Genomic DNA, 23,327 nt, shown 5'->3' on the forward strand with positions numbered 1-23,327 from the left:
GAGACGCATCATGTTCACATTCGTGTTGCGCCGCGTGGGGATGGTGATCCCGACTTTCATCGGCATCACCATCCTGGCGTTTGCGCTGATTCACCTGATACCGGGCGACCCCATCGAAGTGATGATGGGCGAACGCGGCGTCGATCCCGCCATGCACGCGGAGGCGATGAAACGCCTCGGGCTCGACCAGCCGCTGCCCATGCAGTATCTCCACTACGTCGGCCGTGCGATGCACGGCGACCTCGGCACGTCGATCATCACCAACACCAGCGTCGCGGGCGAGTTCTTCGCACGCTTCCCGGCGACCGTCGAGCTTTCGCTGTGCGCGCTCGTGTTCGCGCTCGCGGTCGGGCTGCCGGCCGGCGTGATCGCCGCGCTGCGGCGCGGCTCGGTCGTCGACCACGGCGTGATGGGCACCGCGCTCACCGGCTATTCGATGCCGATCTTCTGGTGGGGGTTGATCCTCATCATGGTGTTTTCGTCGTACCTCGGCTGGACGCCCGTGTCGGGGCGCATCGCCGTCGAATACGACTTTCCGCACCCGACGGGCTTCATGCTGATCGACGCGCTGCTCGCGCCGGACGAAGGTTCGTTCAAGTCGGCGGTCAGCCACCTGATCCTGCCCGCGATCGTGCTCGGCACGATCCCGCTCGCGGTGATCGCGCGGATGACGCGTTCGTCGATGCTCGAAGTGCTGCGCGAGGACTACATCCGCACCGCACGCGCGAAGGGGCTGTCGCCCGTGCGCGTGGTCGTCGTGCATGCGCTGCGCAACGCGCTGATCCCGGTCGTCACCGTGATCGGCCTGCAGATCGGCACGCTGCTCGCGGGCGCCGTGCTGACCGAGACGCTCTTTTCGTGGCCCGGTGTCGGCAAGTGGCTGATCGATGCGATCGGCCGCCGCGACTATCCGGTCGTACAGGGCGGCATCCTGCTGATCGCGACGCTCGTGATCGTCGTGAACCTGGTTGTTGACCTGCTGTACGGCGTGCTGAATCCGCGCATCCGCCACACGAGGTAATTCCATGAGCAATCTGCAAAACACCCTGCCGACCGAATCCGCGCCGGCCGGCGGCCGTGCGCTCGCGCTGCGCGAGTTCTGGGCCAACTTCTCGCGCAACCGCGGCGCCGTCGGCGCCGGCATCGTCGTGCTCGCGCTGATCCTGGTCGCGCTGCTCGCGCCGCTGATCGCGCCGCACAGCCCGGTCGAGCAATACCGCGACTACGTGAAGATCCCGCCCGCGTGGCTCGACGGCGGCAACTGGACATTCATCCTCGGCACCGACGAAGCGGGCCGCGACATTCTTTCGCGCCTGATGTACGGCGCGCGGATGTCGTTCTGGATCGGCTTCGTGTCGGTCGTGCTCGCGCTGATCCCCGGCATCGTGCTCGGGCTCGTCGCCGCGTTCTTCCAGAAGTGGGCCGACACGCCGGTGATGCGCATCATGGACGTGCTGCTCGCGCTCCCGTCGCTGCTGCTCGCGGTCGCGGTCGTCGCGATCATCGGCCCGGGCCTCACCAACACGATGTTCGCGATCGCGATCGTCGCGCTGCCGGCCTACGTGCGCCTCACGCGCGCGTCGGCGCTCGGCGAGCTGCAGAAGGAATACGTGACGGCGTCGCGCGTGGCCGGTGCCGGCACGCTGCGCCTGATGTTCTCGCAGGTGCTGCCCAATTGTACGGCGCCGCTGATCGTGCAGGCGACGCTCGGCTTCTCGTCGGCGATCCTCGACGCGGCCGCGCTCGGCTTCCTCGGCCTCGGCGTGCAGCCGCCGACCGCCGAGTGGGGCGCGATGCTCGCGTCCGCGCGCGACTACATCGACAACGCGTGGTGGATCGTGACGATGCCCGGCCTGTCGATCCTGATTTCGGTGCTCGCGATCAACCTGCTCGGCGACGGGCTGCGCGACGCGCTCGATCCCAAACTGAAACGGATGGCCTGAGATGAAACAACCCCCACGCTTTCTTCGTTCGCTGTCGACCGGAGTTGGCGCTTCAGCGCTTACTCCGGTCCCATGCACGGCTCCCCCCGAGGGGGCGGTCATCCTCCTTGGGGCGGCCCGGCGGAGGATGACATGAGCAACCTACTGACCATCCGCAATCTCGCGGTGAACTTCAACGGCCTGCCCGCCGTCGACCGGATCAACATGTCGATCGCGCCGGGCGAGGTGGTGGGCGTCGTCGGCGAATCGGGCTCGGGCAAGAGCGTGACGATGATGGCGCTGATGGGCCTGATCGACGCGCCGGGCAAGGTGACGGCCGACGAGGTCACGTTCAACGGCGTCGACCTGCTGAAGGCGTCGCCGAAGGCGCGCCGCAAGATCGTCGGCAAGGACATCGCGATGGTGTTCCAGGACGCGCTGACGAGCCTGAACCCGAGCTACACGGTCGGCTACCAGATCAAGGAAGTGCTGAAGCTGCACGAAGGGCTGCGCGGCGACGCGCTGCACCGGCGCGCGCTCGAACTGCTCGACCAGGTCGGCATTCCCGATGCGAAGAACCGCATCGCGTCGTTCCCGCACCAGATGTCGGGCGGAATGAACCAGCGCGTGATGATCGCGATGGCGGTCGCGTGCAACCCGAAGCTGCTGATCGCCGACGAGCCGACCACCGCGCTCGACGTGACGATCCAGGCGCAGATCATGGATCTGCTCGTGAAGCTGCAGAAGGAACGCGGGATGGCGCTCGTGCTGATCTCGCACGACCTGGCCGTGGTGTCGGAGGTCGCGCAGCGCGTCGCGGTGATGTACGCGGGCGAGATCATCGAGACCAACAACGTGCCCGACATCTTCCGCGCGCCGCATCATCCGTACACCGAAGCGCTGCTTGCGGCGATTCCCGAGCACAATAAGGGGGCGCGTCGCCTGGCCGCATTGCCCGGCATGGTGCCCGGCCGCGATGATCGCCCGTCCGGGTGCCTGTTCGCCCCGCGCTGCAAGTACGTCGTCGACGATTGCCGCAAGGCGCGGCCGGCGCTCGACCCGCTGGTGTCCGGCAACGACGCGATGCGCGCGCGCTGCATCAAGCCGCTCAATGTTTCCAACCTCGACCTGACGGCTATGCATGGGACCGGAGTAAGCGCTAAAGCGCAAACTCCGGTCGACAGGAGTTCACGATGAATGCCAATCAAGAAGTCCGTGCCCCGCACGACGAGGACGTGGTGCTGGTCGCCGACCAGCTCGCGAAACACTACGCGGTGAAGCGCGGCATGTTCGGCCATGGCACGGTGAAGGCGCTCAACGGCGTGTCGTTTTCGCTCAAGCGCGGCAAGACGCTCGCCGTCGTCGGCGAATCCGGTTGCGGGAAGTCGACGCTCGCGCGGCAACTGACGATGATCGAAACGCCGACGTCCGGCCACCTGTCGATCGACGGCAAGGACGTCGCGGGCGCTGACCGCCACCGGGTCGCCGACCTGCGCCGCCGCGTGCAGATGGTGTTCCAGAACCCGTTCGCGTCGCTCAACCCGCGCAAGACCGTCGAGCAGACGCTCTCCGAGCCGCTCGAGATCAACGCGAACCTGACGGCCGCCGAACGCGCGCAGCGCGTCGCGCAGATCATGCGCACGGTGGGCCTGCGGCCCGAGCACGCGAAGCGCTATCCGCACATGTTCTCGGGCGGCCAGCGGCAGCGGGTCGCGATCGCGCGCGCGATGATCCTCGATCCGCGGATCGTCGTCGCCGACGAGCCCGTGTCCGCGCTCGACGTGTCGATCCAGGCGCAGATCCTGAACCTGTTCATGGATCTGCAGGAGCAGTTCAAGACGAGCTACGTGTTCATCTCGCACAACCTGTCGGTGGTCGAGCACATCGCGGACGACGTGATGGTGATGTACTTCGGCAGTGTCGCCGAGCTCGGCGACAAGGCGACGATCTACGCACGGCCGCGCCATCCGTACACGCGCGCGCTGATGTCGGCGACGCCGGCGATCTTCGAGGAAGACCGCCGCGTGCAGATCAAGCTGCAGGGCGAGCTGCCGTCGCCGCTCAATCCGCCGTCGGGCTGCGCGTTCCACCAGCGCTGCCCGTATGCGGTCGAGCGCTGCCGCGCGGAGGAACCGCAGTTGCGCGAGGTAGACGGACGGCGCGTGGCCTGCCATCGCGCCGAGGAGGTAGGGGAGGGGAATGCCTGAAGCGTTGGCGGCGCGCGCGTCCGGCGTGCGCCGTTCGGGGGCAAGCAGCGCGCGCGTGATGCGCGCGTACCGCTACGCGCGGCGCTGGAGCGTGCGCACCGTCACGGGCGCGGCGCTGGCCGGCGCGTGCGTGGCGGCCAGCGTCGCGGTTCCCGTCGAGGCCGCGCGCGCCGAAGGGCGCGCGCCGGCCACTTCACCGATTCATCCGTCGCAAGTCCCGCCGCCCGGCATGAACCTGCCGGGCTTCCATGCGCCTGCCGTGTCGAACGGCACGGTCGCGCGCGGCACGGTGCGCGTGCAGCCCGCGCGCATGCCGTTCTACGTCGCGACCAAGGGCAAGGTCACGCTCTACGTGCTCGGCACGCTGCACACGGGCGACCCGTCCGACTACCCGGGCGCGCAGCCGTTCCGGCCGCGCATCCTCGCGGCGCTCGCCGCGTCGCCGACACTCGCGCTCGAACTGTCGCCCGACGACCTGCTCGAATCGCAGGACGACGTGTCGAAGTACGGCGTGTGCCGCTACCCGTGCCTGCAGCGCCTGCTGCCCGAACCGCTGTGGCAACGGCTCGCGGCGCGCCTGCACGGCAACCCGGCCGCGCTCGCCGAGATCCGCAAGATGCGGCCGTGGCTCGCGGCGCTCGTCGTCGAGACCTACGATTCGCTGTCGGCCGGCCTGCAGACCGAGTACGGCACCGAGGCGCAACTGCAGAACGTGTTCCTGAAGAAGAAGGGCGGCCGCGTGATCGGGCTCGAGACGCTCGCCGAACAGATGCGCGCGTTCACCGGGCTCACGCTGGCCGAGCAGCGCGAGATGCTCGCGCAGGACATGGTGCAGACCCCCGCGCAGAACGCGGACGACATCAAGGCGCTGCACCGGCTGTGGCGCATTGGCGACGCCGACGCGATCTCGGCGTGGGCCGTCGCGAAGAGCGAGCGGCTCGCGCGTTCGAAGGCGTTGTCGGCGTCGATCGACAACAAGATCCTGTACGAGCGCAACCGGCGCTTCGTTGCACGGATGACGGCAATCGCCGCGCCGAACCGGCCGCTGTTCGTCGCGATCGGCGCGCTGCATCTGGGCGGCGCGCGCGGCGTGCTCGAATTGTTGCGCCAGCAGGGATACCAGGTCGACGCGAACTGATCGCGCCCGGCTGCACGCACCGATCTTCCCCTGTTTGATCGACATCGCGCGCACCGCGTGACGCGTCTGAGCGGCGGCGTAAATCGATAAGGAAAACCCTTGATTCGTCAGAAAATAGCGTTTAAAACGATTGACATCCCGTTCTGCCAATATCTATTCTTCACCCCACAAGTTGAAAAAATGAAAAGAATAGATAAGTTCTACGGGGTAGCAGAAATAAAGCGCGGGGTTAGCGTTGCCGGCACGTGAAGCACGTGCCGGCCGCGGAGTGTCTGCATGTACGGCGGGGCCAATCATCGTCGGACAACACATGCATGCAGGCCGACTTGCAGATAAGCAACGTTCCGTCGTCTGACCGGGGAATGCAGTGATCGGGCGGCGGCGGACGTTTTTTAATCCGGAAGATTTTTCCGGTCACCGTCGAAAGACGGTTTCGGGGGGCGAATCGACAGACGGCAAAGCCGCAGCGATTGCGTCAACGGAAAAGCGCCACGAGGGCGCTTTTTTCTTTTGTGCCGCGGTTTTGTGCAGCGGATACGTGCCATGCACGTGTCGCGCGACGGATGCGCGTCACGCGCCTTCGTCGGCCTGCAGCGCGCCGGGCGCCACCACGTCGACACCGGCGGCCTCGAGCGCCGCGCGGATCCGCTTCGCGAACGCCAGCGCATGCGGCCCGTCGCCGTGCAGGCAGACGGTCTGCGCGTTCAACGGCACCCATTCGCCGCTCAATGCGCGCACCTGCCGGTTGCGCACCATGTCGAGCGTGCGCGCGAGCACCGCGTCTTCATCGTCGATCAGCGCGCCGGGCTGGCTGCGCGGCACGAGCGAGCCGTCCGCGCGGTAGCCGCGATCGGCGAACACTTCTTCCACCGCGGCGAGCCCCGCATGCCGCGCGGCCGCGACGAACACGCTGTTCGCGAGCCCGAACACCGCGAGCGACGGATCGAAATCGTGGATCGCGGACACCACCGCATCGGCGATCATCGGGTCGCGCGCAGCCTGGTTGTACAGCGCGCCGTGCGGCTTCACGTGCGCGATGCGCCCGCCTTCGGCCTGCGCGATCGCCGACAGCGCGCCGAGCTGGTACAGCACGCCGGCATAGATGTCGCCGGCCGGCAACTGCATTTCCTTGCGGCCGAAATTCTCCGGATCGTGAAAGCTCGGGTGCGCGCCGATCGACACGCCTTTCTGCACGGCCCAGCGCACGCAGTCGCGCATCGCATTGGCGCCGCCCGCGTGCCAGCCGCATGCGATGTTCGCCGACGTGACGAGGTCGAGCAGCGCCTCGTCCGATCCGCATCCTTCGCCGAGATCGGCATTCAGATCGATTTCCATGATGTTCCTCGTCCACTGATTGCGTGGCGCGTCTTCCGTACTGCTTCCGCCATTGTCACGCCGCGCGCGATTGGGCGCGGCGGCGCGCTTCCTCGCGCAGGTCGATCGCGACGTCGATCTGCCGCAGATAGGCACGTTCTGCGGTCAGGGCGGCGCGCGCGGCGTCGGGTGTCGTGCGCACGAAGCGGATCGGCAGGTTGAGCCGCGCCTGCGCGAGTTTCCACAGGTCGGCGCGGATCACCGTGCCGATCTTCGGGTAGCCGCCGGTGGTCTGCGCATCGTGCATCAGCACGATCGGCTGGCCGTTCGGCGGCACCTGGATCGTACCGGGCAGCACCGCGTGCGACAGCAGTTCGACCGGCCGCTCGCGCATGAGCTCGGCGCCGGCGAGGCGATAGCCCATCCGGTTGCTGTTCGCGGTGACGAGCCATTCCTCGTCCCAGAACGCCTGCTGCGAATCGGCGGCGAACGACGCGTAGTCGGGGCCCGGCAGCACGCGCACGGGCATCGCCCACGGCGCATGCGCGGGGCGGTGGCGGCGCGGCGGCTCGTCGACGCGCACGAATGCGCACCACGCGGGCGCCTTGACGCCGAATTCGGGCGCGTCGGGCGCGAGGCAGCCCGCGCCGGCCGGTGGCACACCGACCGGGAGCCGATCGCCGTCGCGCAGCGTGCGGCCGCCGAGGCCGCCGAAGCGCGACGCGAGATCGGTGCTGCGCGAGCCGAGCATCGGCAGCACGTCGATGCCGCCCGCGATGCACAGGTAGCCGCGCATCCCGCGTTTCGCGGCCGGCAGCGCGAGCGTCTGGCCGGCTTCGACCGGCAGGCTCCACCACGAATACACGCGCTGGCCGTCGAGCGTCGCGCCGAACTCGGTGCCGGTGATCGCGATGCGGGTGGCGCGCGTGAAGCGGAAGGCGGCCGGGCCGATCGTGATCTCGACGGCCGCCGCGTCGGGGCGGTTGCCGACGAGCCGGTTGCCGACCTCGAGCGCGAGGCCGTCGAGCGCGCCGCCCTGCGCGACGCCGAGATGGCGCGTGCCGCGGCGCCCGAGATCCTGCACGGTCGACAGCGGGCCGGCCCGCACCACCTCGATGGTGCCCGGGGCGTTGCTCTGGGTCATCGTGCGTCGACTCCCGCAATGGTGAAGCGCACGCGGTCGCCGGGCAGCAGCAGCGTCGGCTGCGGCCGCGCCGGATCGAACAGCACGTGCGACGTGCGGCCGATCAGTTGCCAGCCGCCGGGCGACGTGGCCGGGTAGATGCCCGTCTGCGCGCCGCCGATGCCGACCGAGCCGGCCGGCACCTCGAGGCGCGGCGCCGCGCGGCGCGGCGTGTGCAGCGATGCGTCGAGGCCGCCGAGATACGCGAAGCCCGGCTGGAAGCCGATGAAGAACACGACGTATTCGCCGGCAACATGGCGCGCGACGACCTCGTCGGCCGACAGGCCCGTGTGCGCGGCGACGGCCGCCAGATCGGGGCCGGCGGCACCGCCGTACTGGACCGGGATCTCGACCTCCCGACCGTCCGCGTGCTCGACGTCGGCCGTCTCCCACGCGTCGAGCAGCGCCGGCGTGAGCGAGCCGGCCGTCGTGGCGAGCGCGTCGAATACGATGGTCAGGTTGTTCATGCCCGGCACGACGTCGATCACGTCGGGCCACGCGCGCGCGGCCTCGGCGACGGCCCAGACGCGGCGCTGGCAATCGAGCGTGGCGGGCGGCGGCACCTCGCAGACGAGGGCGGCATCGCCGAGCGGATAAATGCGGGGTTGCGTCATCGGACTGGCACGGTTCGGACGGCAATGTTAGCGCACATTGTCAATAAGATATCGATAACTTCTCAATAAGCGTTTTCGCCTAGCCCGTCTTCCGGGGCTTCTGTCGTACACTCGGCACACCCTGACATCCTGCTTGCGCCGCCTTTCCATGAAGCGTCCTCCGACCAAGATCGTGTCATCCGAACACCTCGTTTCCGATTCGAGCGCGGAACTGTCGGAGCTCGAATACGGGCTCATCATGGCCGGCAACGCGTTCAACCGCTGGATGGTGCGCTGCATGTCGGCGGCCGGCGCGAAGGACATGACGGCGGTCGAGGTGTCGCTGCTGCATCACGTCAGCCATCGCGAACGCAAGAAGAAGCTCGCCGACATCTGCTTCGTGCTCAATATCGAGGATACGCACGTCGCGACCTATGCGCTGAAAAAACTGATCGCCCGCGGCTATGTGAAGAGCGAGAAGAACGGCAAGGAAGTGTTCTTCTTCGCGACCGACGCGGGCCGCGACCTGTGCCTGAAGTATCGCGAGGTGCGCGAGCACTGCCTGATCGAGACGCTGAAGGACAGCGGGCTCACCAACGCGCAGATCGGCGACGCGGCGCAGTTGCTGCGCCACGCATCGGGCCTCTACGACACGGCCGCGCGGGCGGCAGCGTCGCTGTAAACGATTGCGGAAAGGGGGGCGCGCTGCGCTGCGCTGACGGGCGTGCGACGACGGCCGTGGCGCCGCGTCATCCGGCAGCCGTGTAGAGTGCGCCGTCGGTCACGATCCAGTGCAGCGCGAGATCGTGCGCTTCGGCCGGCAACGCTTCGACGCGGCACGCTTCATACGCGATGCCGACCGTCACGGGCAGCGTGTCGCCCGGCCATGCGGCGAGCGTGCGGTCGTAATAGCCGCCGCCGTAGCCGAGCCGGTAGCGCTGCGGATCGAATCCCAAACAGGGAATCAGCAGCAGGTCGGGCACGACGACGATTCCCGCCGCCGGTTCCGGAATCCGGTGATGACCTTCGCGCATCGGCGTGTGCGCGTCCCACGCATGGAACGCGAGCGGCGTGTGCCGCTCGCCGATCACGGGCAGCGCGGCGCGCCGGCCGGCGCCTGCCGCACACCACGCGAGCACCGCGTCGCGCGCGTCGAATTCGCCCGGCAGCGGCCAGTAAAACCCGACCGTGCGCGGTGCGAGCCGGTCGAGGAGCGTGCGCAGCCGCGCGTCGAGTGCGGCGTTCGCGGCGGGCTGCGACGCGGCGTCGCGACGCGCGCCGGACAGCGTTTTGCGCAGCGCGACCTTCGGGTTCGGCACAGGGTTGCGTGCTATGCTTTCGCTCAATTCGTGCTCCATTCAAAACGATGTCGAACAGCCTTTTTCGAGTATATCGCGCGGTTGCGCTGACACTTTCGGCCGCCGCGCTCGTCGCGGGTACGGCCGCGTGTGCCGCACCGGGCGACGACACGGTCGCCGGGGATGACCAGGTCTTCGTGCAGCTTCGCGAAGCCGCGCGCCGCAACGACGCCGCGAAAGCCGCGCAGCTCGCGTCGATGATCCCGAACTATCCGGTCCCGTCCTACGTCGAGTATTTCCAGATCAAGCCGCAGTTGTTCGATTCGACGGGCCGCGCGCGCGTCGATGCGCCGGACGCGCCCGTGCAGTCGTTCCTGCAACGCTACGACGGCCAGGCGATCGCCGACCGCCTGCGCAACGATTACCTGCTCGTGCTCGGCGCGCGCCACGACTGGCGCAGCTTCGACGATCAATACAAGCGCTTCGTGCTCGACGACGACACGCAGGTCAAGTGCTACGCGCTCGAATCGCGCGCGGCGCGCGGCGAGAACGTCGCCGATGCGGCGCGCGCGCTGCTCGTCGAGCCGAAGAATTACGGCGACGCGTGCGTGGACCTGATCACCGCGCTCACGGTCAACCAGCAGTTCACGAGCGACGACGTGTGGCAGCAGGCGCGCCTCGCGTACGAGCAGAACTACACGACGCTCGGCGGCAAGATCGTCGATGCGCTCGGCCCGCGTCCGGTCGGCTTCGACCAGGCGACGAGCGCGCCGCCGCTGTACCTCGCGCGCGGCGTCGGCAGCGATGCGGCGTCGCACCAGATCGCGCTGATCGCGCTCGGTCGCATGGCGCGCAACGATCCGGATGCGGCCGCCGGGATGCTGACGTCGGTCGCCGGCTCGCTCACGAAGCAGGAACAGGCGATCGCGTGGGGCGCGATCGGTTACCAGGGCGCGATCAAGCGCTCGGCGCTCGCATCGGTCTGGTACGCGAAATCCGCGAATGCGCCGCTGTCGAACCCGGGCTACGAATGGCGCACGCGCGCCGCGCTGCTCGCCGGCAACTGGCCGATGGTGCGCTGGTCGATCGAGCAGATGCCGCCGTCGCTGCGCGACGATCCGGCGTGGATCTACTGGCATGCGCGCGCGCTCAAGCAGAGCGGCGACACGCTGCAGGCGAACCAGGAATTCGAGCAGGTCGCGGGGCAGTTCAACTTCTACGGACAGCTCGCCGGCGAAGAGCTCGGCCAGCGCACGACGATCCCGCCGCGCACGAAGGTGAGCGACGCCGAGATCGACGCGATGAGCAAGATTCCGGGCTTCGCGCTCGCGCAGCGCTTCTACGGGCTGAACCTGCGCCTCGAAGGCAACCGCGAATGGAACTGGCCGCTGCGCGGGATGACCGATCGCCAGTTGCTCGCGGCCGCCGAATACGGCAAGCGCGTCGAACTGCTCGACCGCACGGTCAACACGGCCGACCGCACGAAGGCCGAGCACGACTTCACGCTGCGCTACCCGTCGCCGTACCGCAATATCGTCGAGCGCTACGCGCAATCGACGGGCCTCGACGTCGAATGGGCGTACGGGCTGATCCGCCAGGAATCGCGCTTCATCACGAGCGCGCGTTCGTCGGTGGGCGCGGGCGGCCTGATGCAGCTGATGCCGGCGACGGCCCAGATGGTCGCGAAGAAGCTCGGCATGGGCGCGATCACGCGCGCGCAGATGCACGACATCGATACCAACATCCAGCTCGGCACCTGGTATCTGGCGGACATCTTCAACAATTTCGACAGCTCGCCGGTGCTGGCCACCGCCGGCTACAACGCGGGCCCGGGCCGGCCGCGCCAGTGGCGCCAGGTGTTGACGCAGCCGATCGAAGGCGCGATCTTTGCAGAGACGATTCCGTTCAACGAGACGCGCGACTACGTGAAGAACGTGCTGTCGAATACCGTCTACTACGCGGCGCTCTTCGAGGGCAAACCGCAGTCGTTGAAGAAACGTCTAGGCATGATCTCGCCCTGATCCGCAACTTCACACTGCCGCGCGAGACGCGGCAGTGTTCTTTTGAGGAGCCGAACATGGATCGCCAGACCGTCGCGCTGCTGGGCGGCACCGGCTTCATCGGCAGCCGGCTCGTGAATGCGCTGATCGACGCCGGCAAGCACGTACGGATCGGCACGCGGCGGCGCGACCACGCGCGCCACCTGCAGATGCTGCCGGTCGAGATCGTCGAGCTTGAAGCGCTCGACACGCGCACGCTCGCGCGTTTCGTCGCCGGCGCGCACGCGGCGATCAATCTGGTCGGCGTGCTGCACGGCGGCCGCGGCACGCCGTACGGGCCCGGCTTCGAGCGCGCGCACGTCGCGCTGCCGGCCGCGCTCGCAAGCGCGTGCACCGAGGTCGGCGTGCGGCGCCTGCTGCACATGAGCGCGCTCGGCGCCGATTCGCACGGCGCGAGCATGTACCAGCGCTCGAAGGGCGACGGCGAGGCTGCGCTGCACGCGATCGCGGCGACCGATTCGCTCGCGCTGACGATCTTCCGCCCGTCGGTCGTGTTCGGCCCCGGCGACGCATTCCTCAACACGTTCGCGAACCTGCAGCGCACGGTGCCCGTGCTGCCGCTCGCGATGCCCGACGCGCGCTTCCAGCCGGTGTTCGTCGGCGATGTCGTGCGCGCGTTCGTCAACACGCTCGATCTCGCGGCCGCGCACGGCAAGACCTACGAGCTCGGCGGCCCGACCGTCTACACGCTCGAGCAACTGGTGCGCTATTGCGGCACGCTGGTCGGCCGGCAGGCCCGCATCGTGCGGCTGCCCGACGCGCTCGCGCAACTGCAGGCAATCGTGTTCGAATGCCTGCCCGGCGAACCGGTGCTCACGCGCGACAATCTCGCGTCGATGTCGGTGCCGAACGTGCTGTCGGGGCCGCTCGCGCTGGAACTCGGAATCTCGCCCGCAAGTCTCGAAAGCATTGCGCCCGCGTATCTCGGCAACGCCGCGGCGCGGTCGCGGTTCGACTGGTTCCGCTCGCGGCGGCGCTAGGCCCGGCCGGGGCGCCGCCGTTCAGCCGCATCCTTTCCACCTTCGCGTTTTCCGGAACACCGTCATGAAACTCGTCATTGGAGACAAGAACTACTCGTCGTGGTCGATGCGTCCGTGGCTGCTGCTCGCGCATTTCGGCATCCCGTTCGACGAGATCGCGGTCGAGCTGCGCCGCGACGACACGACCGCGCGCATCCTCGAGTATTCGCCGTCCGGCAAGGTGCCGTGCCTGATCGACGACCACGGCGTCGCGATCTGGGATTCGCTCGCGATCGCCGAGACGCTCGCCGAGCGTTACCCGCAGTTCCCGATGTGGCCGGCCGATCCGCTCGACCGCGCACATGCGCGCTGCGTCGCGGCCGAGATGCATTCGGGGTTCGCTGCGCTGCGCACGCAGATGGGCATGAACGTGCGCGCGTCGATGCCGGGGCGCGGCGCGACGCCCGACGCGCTCGCCGATGTCGCGCGCATCGATGCGCTGTGGAGCGCGTGCCTCGAGGCGTCGGGCGGGCCGTTCCTGTTCGGCGAGTTCGGGATCGCCGATGCGATGTACGCGCCCGTCGTGATGCGTTTCAACACGTATGCGCCGGGTCTGTCGCCGGAAGCGGCCGGCTACGCGGCGCGCGTGACGGCGCTGCCGGCCGTCCAGCGGTGGATCGACGCGGCGCGCCGCGAAACGACCGTGATCGCCGACTACGAGCCGACGCCATGAACATCTACGCAGTAGGCGGTGCGATCCGCGACGAATTGATCGGCGTGCCCGTGCAGGACCGCGACTACGTGGTGGTGGGCGCGACGCCCGAGCAGATGGCCGCGCAGGGCTTCCGGCCGGTCGGCAAGGATTTCCCGGTGTTCCTGCATCCGCAGACGCAGGAGGAGTACGCGCTGGCGCGCACCGAGCGCAAGACGGCGGCCGGTTATCACGGCTTCCAGTTCTATTACGCGCCGGACGTGACGCTCGACGAGGATCTCGCGCGGCGCGACCTGACGATCAACGCGATGGCGCGCGAGGTGAGCCCGGAGGGCGCGCTGGTCGGGCCCGTGATCGATCCGTTCGACGGGCAGGCCGACCTGCGCGCGCGCGTGTTCCGGCACGTGAGCGACGCGTTCGTCGAGGATCCGGTGCGGATCCTGCGCATTGCGCGCTTCGCCGCGCGGTTCGCGGATTTTACGGTCGCCGACGAAACGCTCGCGCTGATGCGGCGGATGGTCGACGCGGGCGAGGTCGACGCGCTGGTGCCCGAACGCGTGTGGCAGGAAATCGCGCGCGGGCTGATGGAGGCGAAGCCGTCGCGGATGTTCGCGGTGCTGCGCGAGTGCGGCGCGCTCGCGCGCGTCCTGCCCGAGGTCGATGCGTTGTGGGGCGTGCCGCAGCGCGCCGACTACCACCCGGAAGTCGATACGGGCGTGCACGTGATGATGGTCGTCGACTATGCGGCGAAGCAGGGTTATTCGCTGCCGGTGCGCTTCGCGGCGCTCACGCACGATCTCGGCAAGGCGACGACGCCCGCGGACGTGCTGCCGCGCCACGTCGGCCACGAGGGGCGCAGCGTTGACCTGCTCAAGCCGCTGTGCGAGCGGCTGCGCGTGCCGAACGAATGCCGCGATCTCGCGCTCGTGGTCGCGCGCGAGCACGGCAACCTGCATCGCGTGATGGAGATGGGCGCGGCCGCGCTGGTGCGGCTGTTCGAGCGCAGCGACGCGCTGCGCAAGCCGGCGCGTTTCGCCGAAATGCTGCAGGCGTGCGAATCGGATGCGCGCGGGCGGCTCGGGCTCGACACGCAGCCGTATCCGCAGGCCGAGCGGCTGCGCGTGGCGCTCGCGGCCGCGCGTAGCGTCGATGCCGGCGCGATCGCGCGCGGCATCGGCAGCGAGGCGGAGAAGATCAAGGAGGCCGTGCATCGCGCGCGGATCCAGGCCGTCGCACAGGCGCTCGCGATCGGCGAATAGGGCGACAGGCATGACAGCGGCGGGCAGTGCGCGCCCGCCAGCCGTTACGGTTTCTTGCGCGCGGTTGCCTTGCGCGCAGGGGTGTCGGCAGCTGGGCGTTTGCCGGCCGATGCGCGCTGCTTCGCGGCAGCCTTCTGTTCCGCTGCGCTGGCCGGCCGTGCCGGCTCGGCGTCGCGGCCGCGTTTCGGCGCCGGTTCGCGGCGGCTCACGCGCGGCTCGCCCGGTGCAGTGCGCACGACGGGGGCGGGCTGCCTGATTTCCAACGTCGCGGACACGAATTCGGCGCAACTGTCGTCGAACAGCGGCAGCGTGCTGACCGCGATCAGTTCGGCGGGCCCGTCGCCCACGTTGGCGACGCGATGCCGCTTGCGCGCGTCGAAGTGCAGCGAGTCGCCGGGCGCCAGCGGGTAATCCTTCTTGCCGACCGTGTAGCAGATGCGGCCGGTCAGCACGTAGACGAATTCGTCGCCGCCGTGCGATACCCATTCCGAGCGGTAGCTTTCCATCATCTGCACCTTGACCGCGTTGATCTGGCTGCCGTCGAAGGTCGTGGAGAGCCGTTCGTACCACTGCGACGCGCTGTCGACCGCGTACGGTTCGCGGCTGCCTTCATGCGAATCGGGCTGCGCCTGGCGCGGCTGGTCGATCAGCGCGCCGAGCGGCACGCCCAGCGCCTTCGCGACGTTGACGAGCGACGACAGCGAGATGCCCGTGAGATGGCGCTCGACCTGCGACAGGAACCCGACCGACAGCTTCGCTTCGGTCGCGACTTCCAGCAGCGTCTTCTTCGCTTCCCGGCGCAGGCGGCGAATGCGCTGGCCGATACGCATGATGTCTGAATCCATGAATCTCTTTCGTGGCAACGAGTCGGGAGGCGAGCGGAGGGGCGGTGCTGTCGCCGGGACATCGCTTTCCGCGCATCGCACGAAGCACGGCCGTCGGGACGACGATGCCGGCGCATTGTACCGCGCGGTATCGCCGGGCGAGGCCGCGTCGCGCACGCATGCGGGACCGCTCGGACGATTTTAGTCCTACGAAAATTTTAGCTTGACCTCAATTTCGGCCTGCTCTAGATTCTGTCGCGCGCATCAAAAAAAGTTAAGTGAGACAAAAATTTCCGCGGACCTGTCGCTGGCACGGCACAGCGGCCCGGCGACGTGCAGTGCCGCGCGTCGTCCGCGCAGCGGCGCCGTGTCGCGTCAAGCCTGCTTCAGGCACGCGCCCCGCCGCGTCACGCCGCCGACCACCGACAACAATGAATAACGTGGGCATCCGATGATCGATCGACTGAAATACAGCTTCTCCGGCCTTCCCCCGTACGACGCGCCCGTCGCCGACGCGCAGGCCGGCCTGTCGCGCCTGCTCGACGCCGCGCGGCTCGACGCGGTGGTGGTCACGTCGCAGGACGAATATGTCACCGAGTACCTGCCGCGCGGCAATAACCCGCGCTACGCGCTGTCGGGCTTCGACGGCTCGGCCGGTTGCGGGATCTTCCTGAGCGCGGCGACCGCGCAGGCGCTCGGCCTGCCGCCGTTCGTGCTGTTCGTCGACGGTCGTTATCACCTGCAGGCCGAGCAGCAGTGCGATCCGGCGCGCGTGCGCATCGAGAAGCTCGGGATGAACCTGACGATCTGGCAGGCGATGGCCGACTGGCTGGTCGCGCACGCGAGCCGGCTCGCGCGGGTCGGCTACGACGGGTTGCGGATCAGCGTCGCGCAGCGCAACCGGCTGCTCAAGCAGACGCAGGCCGCGGTGCTCGACTGGACGAGCCTCGCCGATCGCGAGATCGACCGCGCGATCGCGCTGCCGGGCTGGGTCGTCGAGCGGCCGATCTTCGAGCTGCCGGAATCGATGACGGGCCTGAGCGTCGCGCAGAACCTCGACACGCTGAACCGCCAGCTCGCCGCGCATACCGGCGCGGCCGACGGCAAGACCGCGTTCTTCACCTGCGCGTCGGACGATCTCGCGTATCTGCTGAACAGCCGCGGTTATCACATCCCGAATGCGTCGTCGCACCTCGGCTTCCTGTTCGCGGTCGGCGCTCAGGTCGCGCTGTTCCTGCCGGAAGGCTGCGACCGCTGCGAAGTCACGCTCGAGTCGTATCCGGCGCTGCACGTGATCCGGAGCGACGTTGCGGCGCTCGAGCGCTTTCTCGCGCAGTTCGCGGTCGAGCACGTGTGCTACGGCTTCGAATCGGTGAACTGCGCGCTCGTCGATGCGGTGAGCGGCGTGTGGCCGCAGGCGCGCCATGCGGACTTCAATCCGGTCGAGGCGATGCGGGCCGCGAAGACGCCGGCGGTGCTCGACCGGTTCCGCGATGCGTTCGCGCGCAGCTCCGCGGCGATCGCCGAGACGATGCGCTGGGCGAAGACCGGCGAGCCGGGCGCGCGCCACACCGAATACGACCTGGCGCGCACGATCAACGACGCGTACGGCGCACGCTCGGCGGTCGCGCTGACGTTTCCGACGATCGCGGCGAACGGCGCGAACAGCGCGTTCGCGCATTACACGGCGGCGAGCGCCGACGTCGAGCTGACGGAAGGCGAGCTCGTGCTGCTCGACAGCGGCGCGTACTACGAAGCCGGTTTCGCGACGGACTGCACGCGCGTCGTGCTGCGCCGCACACGCGCGGATACGGTCGCGCAGCCGTGGCAGCGCGAGATCTACACGGTCGCGCTGAAAGCCTGCATCAAGGGGCTCGTCACGCGCTACCCGGGCACGGCGACGGGCGGCGACGTCGATGCGCTCGTGCGGCAGGTGTGCCGCGATCACGGTCACGATTTCGGCCACGGCACCGGGCACGGCGTCGGGATTCACGTGCACGAAGGCGGCGTGCGCTTCGCGCCGGGCGCGAAGTACGGGCTGGTGCCGAATGCGGTGATTTCGGTCGAGCCGGGCATCTACGTGCCGGGCAAGGGCGGCGTGCGGATCGAGAACATCGTGATCATCCGGCAGGATGAAGCGCAGCCGGACACGGTGACGTTCGAGAACATCGTGACGGTCGGCTACGACTGGGACCTGATCGATCTCGACCTGCTGGACGACGACGAGCGCGCGTACCTGCGCGACTACGAGCGGCTGTGTGTGGCGCGGGGCACGCAGGTCACCGCGTGTCCGCTGTTGTAAGGAAAGGGAAGACAGGCGCGCGGCCGCCGGGCGGCCGCGTGGCGCGGCGTCAGCGCATCAGCGCCGACACGCGCCCGTCGGGGCCGTAGACGCCGGCCGGCGCGGGGGCCGAGCGCAGCACCGCGAGTGCGCGCTCGTTGTAGTCCATCCGGATCCGGATCAGCATCCCGTTGTTCGCGTTGGCCTGGCGCGCGCGTTCGGCGGCCTGCTGCAGCAACTGCCAGCGGCCGGCGAGGCGTGCATCGCGCTCGGCGGCCTGGTCCATTCCTTTCTTGCCCGACGCAAAGCCGAGCGCGGACAACTGCGTGTCGCGCGTGCGCTCGAGCTGCGCGAGCCGGTCGATCAGCTCGCTCTTCTTCTCGACGATCCCCGGCAGCATGTCGAGCGGCTCGGGCGTCGTCAGCGCCTTTTCTTCATAGGCGAGCAGGGACGCGAACGCCTCGACCGTCGCGTGTTCGTCGTTGACCGTGGCCAGCAGCTCTTCTCTCATCGCGTCATGCTCGTCGCGCCGGCGCGCGTGGTGCGGCGTGCCGGCAAACCGGGGGACCGGCCGCGAGGCGACCGGCTCAGCTACCCTGCGGGCGCTGCTGCTGCAGCAGCTCGCGGGCGGTATTCAATACGCCGTCGGCAATCTTGTTCGCGTCGATCGTCAGCGTGCCGTTGTTCAGCGCTTCCTTGATCGACTGGACCAGGCCCGTGTCGATATCGCCGTTGCCGGACGCGGATACCGAGCGCAACTGGCCGGACAGACCCGACAGGTTCACGGTCGTGTCGCCGCCGGTCGATCCTGCGTCGGCCGCCTGCGCGGACGACTGGGCCGCGCCGGATTGCGCACGGGTCGCACCGTTGCCGGTCGGCGCGAGGGGGCTCGGGTTCGGAGTGGAATCGATCTTCACGATGGGTTTCCTGTACGGTTTGACCCAGATAACGGCCGGGTCGGCCCGAACTTTAGCATCGTGAGCCCGAAATTCTCCGAATAAACAATTCTTTGCAATCTTGCGGCGGCATCCGCCCCTACAGCGGAATTTCCACGGTGCCGGCGTCCTTGACGATCGCCGTGACGATCTGGCCCGCCGCCATCCGCACCCGCACCGACTGGCCGGGCGCCGCATTCGCGAGCACGCTGCCCTCGGCCGAAATCGTGAAACCGGGGCCGGCCGCGACGACCCGCACCGTCTGGCCGGCCGACACCGACGCCGCGCTCTTCAGCATGTCCTGCCGCAGCGGCAGCCCGGCCGAGATGCGCGCGAGCGCGGTCGAGCCGATCGCCTGCGCCGGATCGGTGATCACCGCGAGCGGCAGCACCGTCAGGTCGCCGTCGCGCGCGATCAGGTCGGCCGCGCCCAGCGGCTCGCCGGGCGCGATCTGGCGCGCGGCGACGTAATAGGTGGCCTGCACGGCGACCTTCGCCTGCAGGTAGACGGTCCACGGCCGCTCGCCCGCGCAGCGTACGCCGACCGTCGTGCGGCCCCACAGGCGCGCGCCGGTCGGCAGGAACGGCTCGAGCGTCGTGCACGCGGCGAGCCCGCGCGGAAACGCGGTCGTGACCGTCGCGGTGGTCTTGCCGGGCAGGCCGGCGATCTGCTGCTGCAGGAACGCGAGGGCCGCGCGCCGGATCGAGTCGGGGTCCTGCTGGCCGGGCGGCGTCGCGCTCTGGGCCACGGCGGCCGCCTGGGCCGGGTTGGCGGAAGCCACCGGCGCGCGCGGCGCCGGCGCGGCTGACGTGGCGCGGGCCGCCGCCATGCGCGCGGCGATTGGCTGTGGCGCCAGCCGCGCGGGATTCGACGCGGGCCCGGCCGTACCGGCGACGACCGTCGCGATGGCGTCGGGATCGGCGGTGCGCGGTGCGCCGTAACCGGTGTTCGCGCGAGCGGCTGCGTAGACGGGGGCAGGCGCGGCGGCCGGCGCGGGCGGCGGCGGGACGTTCGTCACGACCATCGCGCCGGCCGGTTGCGCCGCGTAGCCGGCAGCGGCAGTGCCGGCCGTACCACCCGAGCCGGCCGCCGCACGTCCGGCGTCCGGCGCGATGCCCGCACCCGAAGCCATCCCCGCATTCCCGCCGAACTGTCCGCCGCTCGCCGCATTGGCGTGCGCGAGCGCGGTTTCGGCCGTCTCGCCGCGTCCGGGAATCACGATCATCCCGTCGTCCGCATGCGCGGCCGATGCGGCGATCCACAGCGCCGCGGCGAGCGCAAACGCACGCCGGACGTGCGTGAGCCGCCCGTTCCTGCCGCGAAGTGCGCTGCCAGTCATCGCCGTGTCCTCGATCCGTTGATCCGATTCGCATTCTAGGGAGCGGGGCCGCCGCGCAAACGATGAATAGAGGGGGGCTTTGCCGCGTTATTCGCCCGATTGCCGGTTGCGTGCGGCGCCTACCATCGCTGTCATGGAAAAAAGCCTCTCGAGTCGCCATCCGGCGCGAGGGGCGTGCAGCGCTTCATACGGAGAGACGCACACATGCTGGACAAACTCGATGCGGAATTCGCGTTCGGCCGAGAGGCGCTCGATGTGCGCGCCTACCGGCAGGAACTGCTGTCGTCGAACGTCGCGAATGCCGACACGCCCGGTTACCAGGCCCGCGACGTCGATTTCGCGTCGACGCTCGCGCGCTCGCTGAAGCAGACGAACGGCGGCCTCGCGCCGAGCAACGCCGCGCAACTGCCGATGGCGCAGCCGGCCGGCGTGGCGAGCGGCATGTCGATGGTGTCGACGGCGGCGGGCCATATGGCCGGCACGGCGAAGCTGATCCCGACGGGCGGCCCGGCGGACGACTACGGCCGCGCGCAGTACCGGATGCCGCTGCAGCCGTCGCTCGACGGCAACACGGTCGATCTCGACGTCGAGCGCGTGCAGTTCGCGAACAACGCGCTGCACTACGAAACCGGGATGACCGTGATGACCCAGCAGATCAAGGCCATGATCGCCGCGATCTCGACGAACTCGTAAGCGCGCCGCTTCCGAACCCGCGCACAAGCACAAGGAGCCTCCATGCCTTCGTTGATGAACATCTTCGGCGTCGCCGGTTCGGCGCTGTCCGCGCAATCGCAGCGCCTGAACGTCACCGCGTCGAACCTCGCGAACGCCGACAGCGCCACCGGCCCCGACGGCAAGCCGTACAAGGCCAAGCAGGTGGTGTTCGCGACCGACCCGATGGGCGGCGCGCGCACCGCGTCCGGCCAGGGCGTGGGCGGCGTGCGCGTGACGAAGGTGGTCGACGACCCGTCGCCGATGAAGTCGACCTACGACCCGGCGAACCCGGCCGCCGACGCGAACGGCTACGTGCAGATGCCGAACGTCGACCCGGTGCAGGAGATGGTGAACATGATCTCGGCGTCGCGCTCGTACCAGGCCAACGTCGAGACGCTGAACACCGCGAAGACGCTGATGCTCAAGACGCTGACGATCGGCTCGTGAGCCGCGCGCCGACCGACCTTACAGACCCGACAGACCCGACAGACCCGACAGACCCGACAGTTCCGATACAAGGCCACCCAGGATGACTTCCTCCAGCACGACGATCGGCAGCAGCGGCACGAACGTGTCGACCTTGCCGACCGACACGATGAACACCAACAACGTGTCGTCGACCAACGGCACGTCGGCGAGCGACCTGCAGGCGACGTTCCTGAAGCTGCTCGTCACGCAGTTGCAGAACCAGGATCCGACGAGCCCGGTCGACAGCTCGCAGATGACGTCGCAGCTTGCGCAGATCAACACGGTGAGCGGCATCGCGCAGTTGAACACGTCGCTCACGTCGCTGTCGACGCAGCTCGCGGCCGGCCAGCAGACGCAGGCCGCGCTGCTGATCGGCACGAACGTGCTCGCGCCGGGCAACAGCGTCGCGGTGAAGAGCGGCGCGGCGTCGCCGTTCGGCGTGTCGCTGGCGAGCTCGGTGTCGAACCTGACGATCACCGTGAAGAACTCGGCGGGCGCCGTCGTGAACACGATCAACGCGGGCGCGCAGTCGGCCGGCACCGTGCCGTTCAACTGGACGCCGACCGACGCGGCGGGCAATGCGCTGCCGGACGGCAAGTACACGATCAGCGCGTCGTATCCCAACAGCGCCGGCACGCCGCAGGCGGCCGCGACGCTCGCGTCCGCGCAGGTGCAGAGCGTGATCAAGCAGGCGGACGGCACGGCGGGGCTCGTGCTGTCGAACGGCACGACGGTGGGGCTCACCCAGGTCGCGTCGATCTTCCCGAACACCACATCGTCCACGGCGTCTTCGTCGTCGTCCGGCGGCACCACTACCAACTGATCCAACTGATCGAGCTTTCTCGAAACGGAGACCGAAATGGGTTATCAACAGGGTCTGAGCGGCCTCGCCGGCGCATCGAACGCGCTCGACGTGATCGGCAACAACATCGCGAACGCGAACACGACCGGCTTCAAGTCGAGCACCGCGCAGTTCTCCGACATGTACGCGAACTCGGTCGCGACGTCGGTCAACACGCAGATCGGCATCGGCACGTCGCTGAACTCGGTGCAGCAGCAGTTCGGCCAGGGCACGATCAATACGACGAACTCGTCGCTCGACGTCGCGATCAACGGCAACGGCTTCTTCCAGATGTCGAACAACGGCGTGACGACGTATTCGCGCGACGGCACGTTCCAGCGCGACAAGAACGGCTACATCGTCAATGCGCAGGGCATGAACCTGATGGGTTACATGGCCGACAAGAGCGGCGTGATCAACACCGCGCAGACCGTGCCGCTGCAGGCGCCGACGACCAACATCGCGCCGACCGCGACGACCAAGATCACCGGCCAGTTCAACCTGAACTCGCAGGACACGGTGCCGGCCAAGACGCCGTTCAGCGCGACCGACACCACGACCTACAACTACTCGACGTCGATCCAGGTGTACGACTCGCTCGGCGGTTCGCAGGCGGTCAACATGTACTTCGTGAAGTCGGCGGCCGGCGCGTGGGAAGCGTACGCGGGCGTCCAGGGCGGCGCCACGACCGATCTCGGCACGGTCACGTTCAATTCGGCCGGCGCGATCCAGAGCACGACGCTGCCGGGCTCGGCCACGCCGACCACGTCGCTCGGCCAGTTCCAGTTCACCGTGCCGAACACCGATGGCTCGGCGACGCCGCAGAGCCTCACGCTCGACCTGACCGGCACGACGCAGTACGGCGGCAAGGACGGCGTGAACAACCTCGCGCAGGACGGCTACGCGAGCGGCACGCTGACGACCTACTCGATCGGCACCGACGGCAAGCTGACCGGCAACTACTCGAACGGCCAGACCGCCGTGCTCGGCCAGATCGCGCTCGCGAACTTCAACAACCCGAACGGGCTGGTCAACCTCGGCGGCAACCAGTATGCGGAATCCGCCGCATCGGGCGTGCCGCAGATCTCCGCGCCGGGCAGCACGAACCACGGCACGCTGCAGGGCAGCGCGCTCGAGAACTCGAACGTCGACCTCACGTCGCAGCTCGTCAACCTGATCACCGCGCAGCGCAACTACCAGGCGAACGCGCAGACGATCAAGACGCAGCAGACCGTCGACCAGACGCTCATCAACCTGTGACGCACGGATAACCGGCAGCC

At 68.7% G+C, this 23,327-nt stretch carries 25 protein-coding genes; 16 read left to right on the forward strand and 9 right to left on the reverse strand.

Annotated features, from left to right (window positions below; translation table 11 throughout):
- Positions 1-10: 10 nt before the first annotated feature.
- From JYG32_RS15290 to JYG32_RS15315, 6 genes are all read left to right on the forward strand, one after another.
- A complete protein-coding gene (locus tag JYG32_RS15290; RefSeq protein ID WP_174384059.1) occupies positions 11-1,021 on the forward strand; it encodes an ABC transporter permease subunit in 1,011 nt (336 codons plus the stop codon).
- A 4-nt stretch (positions 1,022-1,025) separates the two neighbouring features.
- Positions 1,026-1,943 (forward strand): ABC transporter permease subunit, encoded by a 918-nt coding sequence (locus JYG32_RS15295; RefSeq protein WP_174384058.1) that lies wholly within the window; start codon positions 1,026-1,028, stop codon positions 1,941-1,943.
- A gap of 132 nt (positions 1,944-2,075) precedes the next feature.
- Positions 2,076-3,119 (forward strand): ABC transporter ATP-binding protein, encoded by a 1,044-nt coding sequence (locus JYG32_RS15300; RefSeq protein WP_174384057.1) that lies wholly within the window; start codon positions 2,076-2,078, stop codon positions 3,117-3,119.
- Entirely contained in the window at positions 3,116-4,129 is a 1,014-nt protein-coding gene (locus JYG32_RS15305) for a peptide ABC transporter ATP-binding protein (protein ID WP_174384056.1), read from the forward strand. The genes JYG32_RS15300 and JYG32_RS15305 overlap by 4 nt, the downstream gene beginning before the upstream one ends.
- Positions 4,122-5,267: a TraB/GumN family protein gene (locus JYG32_RS15310; RefSeq protein ID WP_213263990.1), complete on the forward strand. Its 1,146-nt coding sequence runs from the start codon at positions 4,122-4,124 to the stop codon at positions 5,265-5,267. The genes JYG32_RS15305 and JYG32_RS15310 overlap by 8 nt, the downstream gene beginning before the upstream one ends.
- A gap of 99 nt (positions 5,268-5,366) precedes the next feature.
- On the forward strand, positions 5,367-5,516 hold the full coding sequence (locus JYG32_RS15315; RefSeq protein ID WP_174384341.1) for a hypothetical protein: 150 nt from the start codon (positions 5,367-5,369) through the stop codon (positions 5,514-5,516).
- 321 nt (positions 5,517-5,837) lie between these two features.
- On the opposite strand, the gene pxpA is transcribed toward JYG32_RS15315, so the two are convergent.
- From pxpA to pxpB, 3 genes are read right to left on the reverse strand one after another with little or no spacing between them, the layout of a single operon-like run.
- Positions 5,838-6,602, reverse strand: coding sequence for a 5-oxoprolinase subunit PxpA (gene pxpA / locus JYG32_RS15320; protein WP_034190296.1), 765 nt, complete (start codon positions 6,600-6,602; stop codon positions 5,838-5,840).
- A gap of 55 nt (positions 6,603-6,657) precedes the next feature.
- Positions 6,658-7,725 carry a biotin-dependent carboxyltransferase family protein gene (locus JYG32_RS15325; protein ID WP_213263991.1) on the reverse strand — a complete coding sequence of 356 codons (1,068 nt, stop codon included), beginning with the start codon at positions 7,723-7,725 and terminating at the stop codon, positions 6,658-6,660.
- Positions 7,722-8,378, reverse strand: a complete 657-nt coding sequence (gene pxpB, locus JYG32_RS15330) for a 5-oxoprolinase subunit PxpB (RefSeq protein WP_174384339.1) — start codon at positions 8,376-8,378, stop codon at positions 7,722-7,724. Before pxpB ends, JYG32_RS15325 begins: the two co-directional genes overlap by 4 nt.
- 148 nt (positions 8,379-8,526) lie before the next feature.
- Between pxpB and JYG32_RS15335 the strand changes: the two genes are divergently transcribed.
- A complete protein-coding gene (locus tag JYG32_RS15335) occupies positions 8,527-9,039 on the forward strand; it encodes a winged helix DNA-binding protein (protein ID WP_174384338.1) in 513 nt (170 codons plus the stop codon).
- A 67-nt stretch (positions 9,040-9,106) separates the two neighbouring features.
- Here JYG32_RS15335 and JYG32_RS15340 read toward each other — a convergent pair whose 3' ends face one another.
- Positions 9,107-9,715, reverse strand: a complete 609-nt coding sequence (locus JYG32_RS15340) for a 5-formyltetrahydrofolate cyclo-ligase (protein WP_213263992.1) — start codon at positions 9,713-9,715, stop codon at positions 9,107-9,109.
- Between the two features lie 8 nt (positions 9,716-9,723).
- On the opposite strand from JYG32_RS15340, the gene JYG32_RS15345 reads away from it, so the two are divergent.
- The 4 genes from JYG32_RS15345 to JYG32_RS15360 all read left to right on the forward strand — a co-directional run bounded on the left by JYG32_RS15345 (position 9,724) and on the right by JYG32_RS15360 (position 14,645).
- Positions 9,724-11,676 carry a lytic transglycosylase domain-containing protein gene (locus JYG32_RS15345; RefSeq protein ID WP_174384348.1) on the forward strand — a complete coding sequence of 651 codons (1,953 nt, stop codon included), beginning with the start codon at positions 9,724-9,726 and terminating at the stop codon, positions 11,674-11,676.
- 56 nt (positions 11,677-11,732) lie between these two features.
- Entirely contained in the window at positions 11,733-12,695 is a 963-nt protein-coding gene (locus JYG32_RS15350; RefSeq protein WP_213263993.1) for a complex I NDUFA9 subunit family protein, read from the forward strand.
- Between the two features lie 64 nt (positions 12,696-12,759).
- Positions 12,760-13,407 (forward strand): glutathione S-transferase family protein, encoded by a 648-nt coding sequence (locus JYG32_RS15355; RefSeq protein ID WP_174384350.1) that lies wholly within the window; start codon positions 12,760-12,762, stop codon positions 13,405-13,407.
- Positions 13,404-14,645, forward strand: a complete 1,242-nt coding sequence (locus JYG32_RS15360) for a multifunctional CCA addition/repair protein (protein WP_174384351.1) — start codon at positions 13,404-13,406, stop codon at positions 14,643-14,645. Before JYG32_RS15355 ends, JYG32_RS15360 begins: the two co-directional genes overlap by 4 nt.
- 44 nt (positions 14,646-14,689) lie before the next feature.
- Here the strand turns inward: JYG32_RS15360 and JYG32_RS15365 are convergent, their stop codons facing one another.
- Complete coding sequence (locus JYG32_RS15365) at positions 14,690-15,490, reverse strand: helix-turn-helix domain-containing protein (protein ID WP_213263994.1); 801 nt, start codon at positions 15,488-15,490, stop codon at positions 14,690-14,692.
- 430 nt (positions 15,491-15,920) lie between these two features.
- On the opposite strand from JYG32_RS15365, the gene JYG32_RS15370 reads away from it, so the two are divergent.
- Entirely contained in the window at positions 15,921-17,771 is a 1,851-nt protein-coding gene (locus JYG32_RS15370; RefSeq protein ID WP_213263995.1) for a M24 family metallopeptidase, read from the forward strand.
- A 49-nt stretch (positions 17,772-17,820) separates the two neighbouring features.
- Here JYG32_RS15370 and JYG32_RS15375 read toward each other — a convergent pair whose 3' ends face one another.
- From JYG32_RS15375 to flgA, 3 genes are all read right to left on the reverse strand, one after another.
- Entirely contained in the window at positions 17,821-18,261 is a 441-nt protein-coding gene (locus JYG32_RS15375) for a flagella synthesis protein FlgN (RefSeq protein WP_174383113.1), read from the reverse strand.
- 76 nt (positions 18,262-18,337) lie between these two features.
- Positions 18,338-18,667 carry a flagellar biosynthesis anti-sigma factor FlgM gene (gene flgM / locus JYG32_RS15380; RefSeq protein ID WP_174383112.1) on the reverse strand — a complete coding sequence of 110 codons (330 nt, stop codon included), beginning with the start codon at positions 18,665-18,667 and terminating at the stop codon, positions 18,338-18,340.
- 118 nt (positions 18,668-18,785) lie between these two features.
- Entirely contained in the window at positions 18,786-20,024 is a 1,239-nt protein-coding gene (flgA, locus tag JYG32_RS15385) for a flagellar basal body P-ring formation chaperone FlgA (protein ID WP_213263996.1), read from the reverse strand.
- Between the two features lie 204 nt (positions 20,025-20,228).
- On the opposite strand from flgA, the gene flgB reads away from it, so the two are divergent.
- Positions 20,229-20,717, forward strand: a complete 489-nt coding sequence (flgB, locus tag JYG32_RS15390; RefSeq protein WP_213263997.1) for a flagellar basal body rod protein FlgB — start codon at positions 20,229-20,231, stop codon at positions 20,715-20,717.
- A 42-nt stretch (positions 20,718-20,759) separates the two neighbouring features.
- Complete coding sequence (gene flgC, locus JYG32_RS15395) at positions 20,760-21,185, forward strand: flagellar basal body rod protein FlgC (RefSeq protein ID WP_174383109.1); 426 nt, start codon at positions 20,760-20,762, stop codon at positions 21,183-21,185.
- An 18-nt stretch (positions 21,186-21,203) separates the two neighbouring features.
- On the opposite strand, the gene JYG32_RS38925 is transcribed toward flgC, so the two are convergent.
- Positions 21,204-21,344 carry a hypothetical protein gene (locus JYG32_RS38925; RefSeq protein WP_249744639.1) on the reverse strand — a complete coding sequence of 47 codons (141 nt, stop codon included), beginning with the start codon at positions 21,342-21,344 and terminating at the stop codon, positions 21,204-21,206.
- On the opposite strand from JYG32_RS38925, the gene flgD reads away from it, so the two are divergent.
- Positions 21,334-22,029, forward strand: a complete 696-nt coding sequence (flgD, locus tag JYG32_RS15400; protein ID WP_283842721.1) for a flagellar hook assembly protein FlgD — start codon at positions 21,334-21,336, stop codon at positions 22,027-22,029. The genes JYG32_RS38925 and flgD overlap by 11 nt on opposite strands.
- Before the next feature lie 36 nt (positions 22,030-22,065).
- Positions 22,066-23,307, forward strand: a complete 1,242-nt coding sequence (gene flgE, locus JYG32_RS15405) for a flagellar hook protein FlgE (RefSeq protein ID WP_174383107.1) — start codon at positions 22,066-22,068, stop codon at positions 23,305-23,307.
- Positions 23,308-23,327 lie beyond the last annotated feature (20 nt).

This window comes from Burkholderia pyrrocinia (assembly GCF_018417535.1).
In the GTDB taxonomy this organism is placed as follows: domain Bacteria; phylum Pseudomonadota; class Gammaproteobacteria; order Burkholderiales; family Burkholderiaceae; genus Burkholderia; species Burkholderia pyrrocinia_E.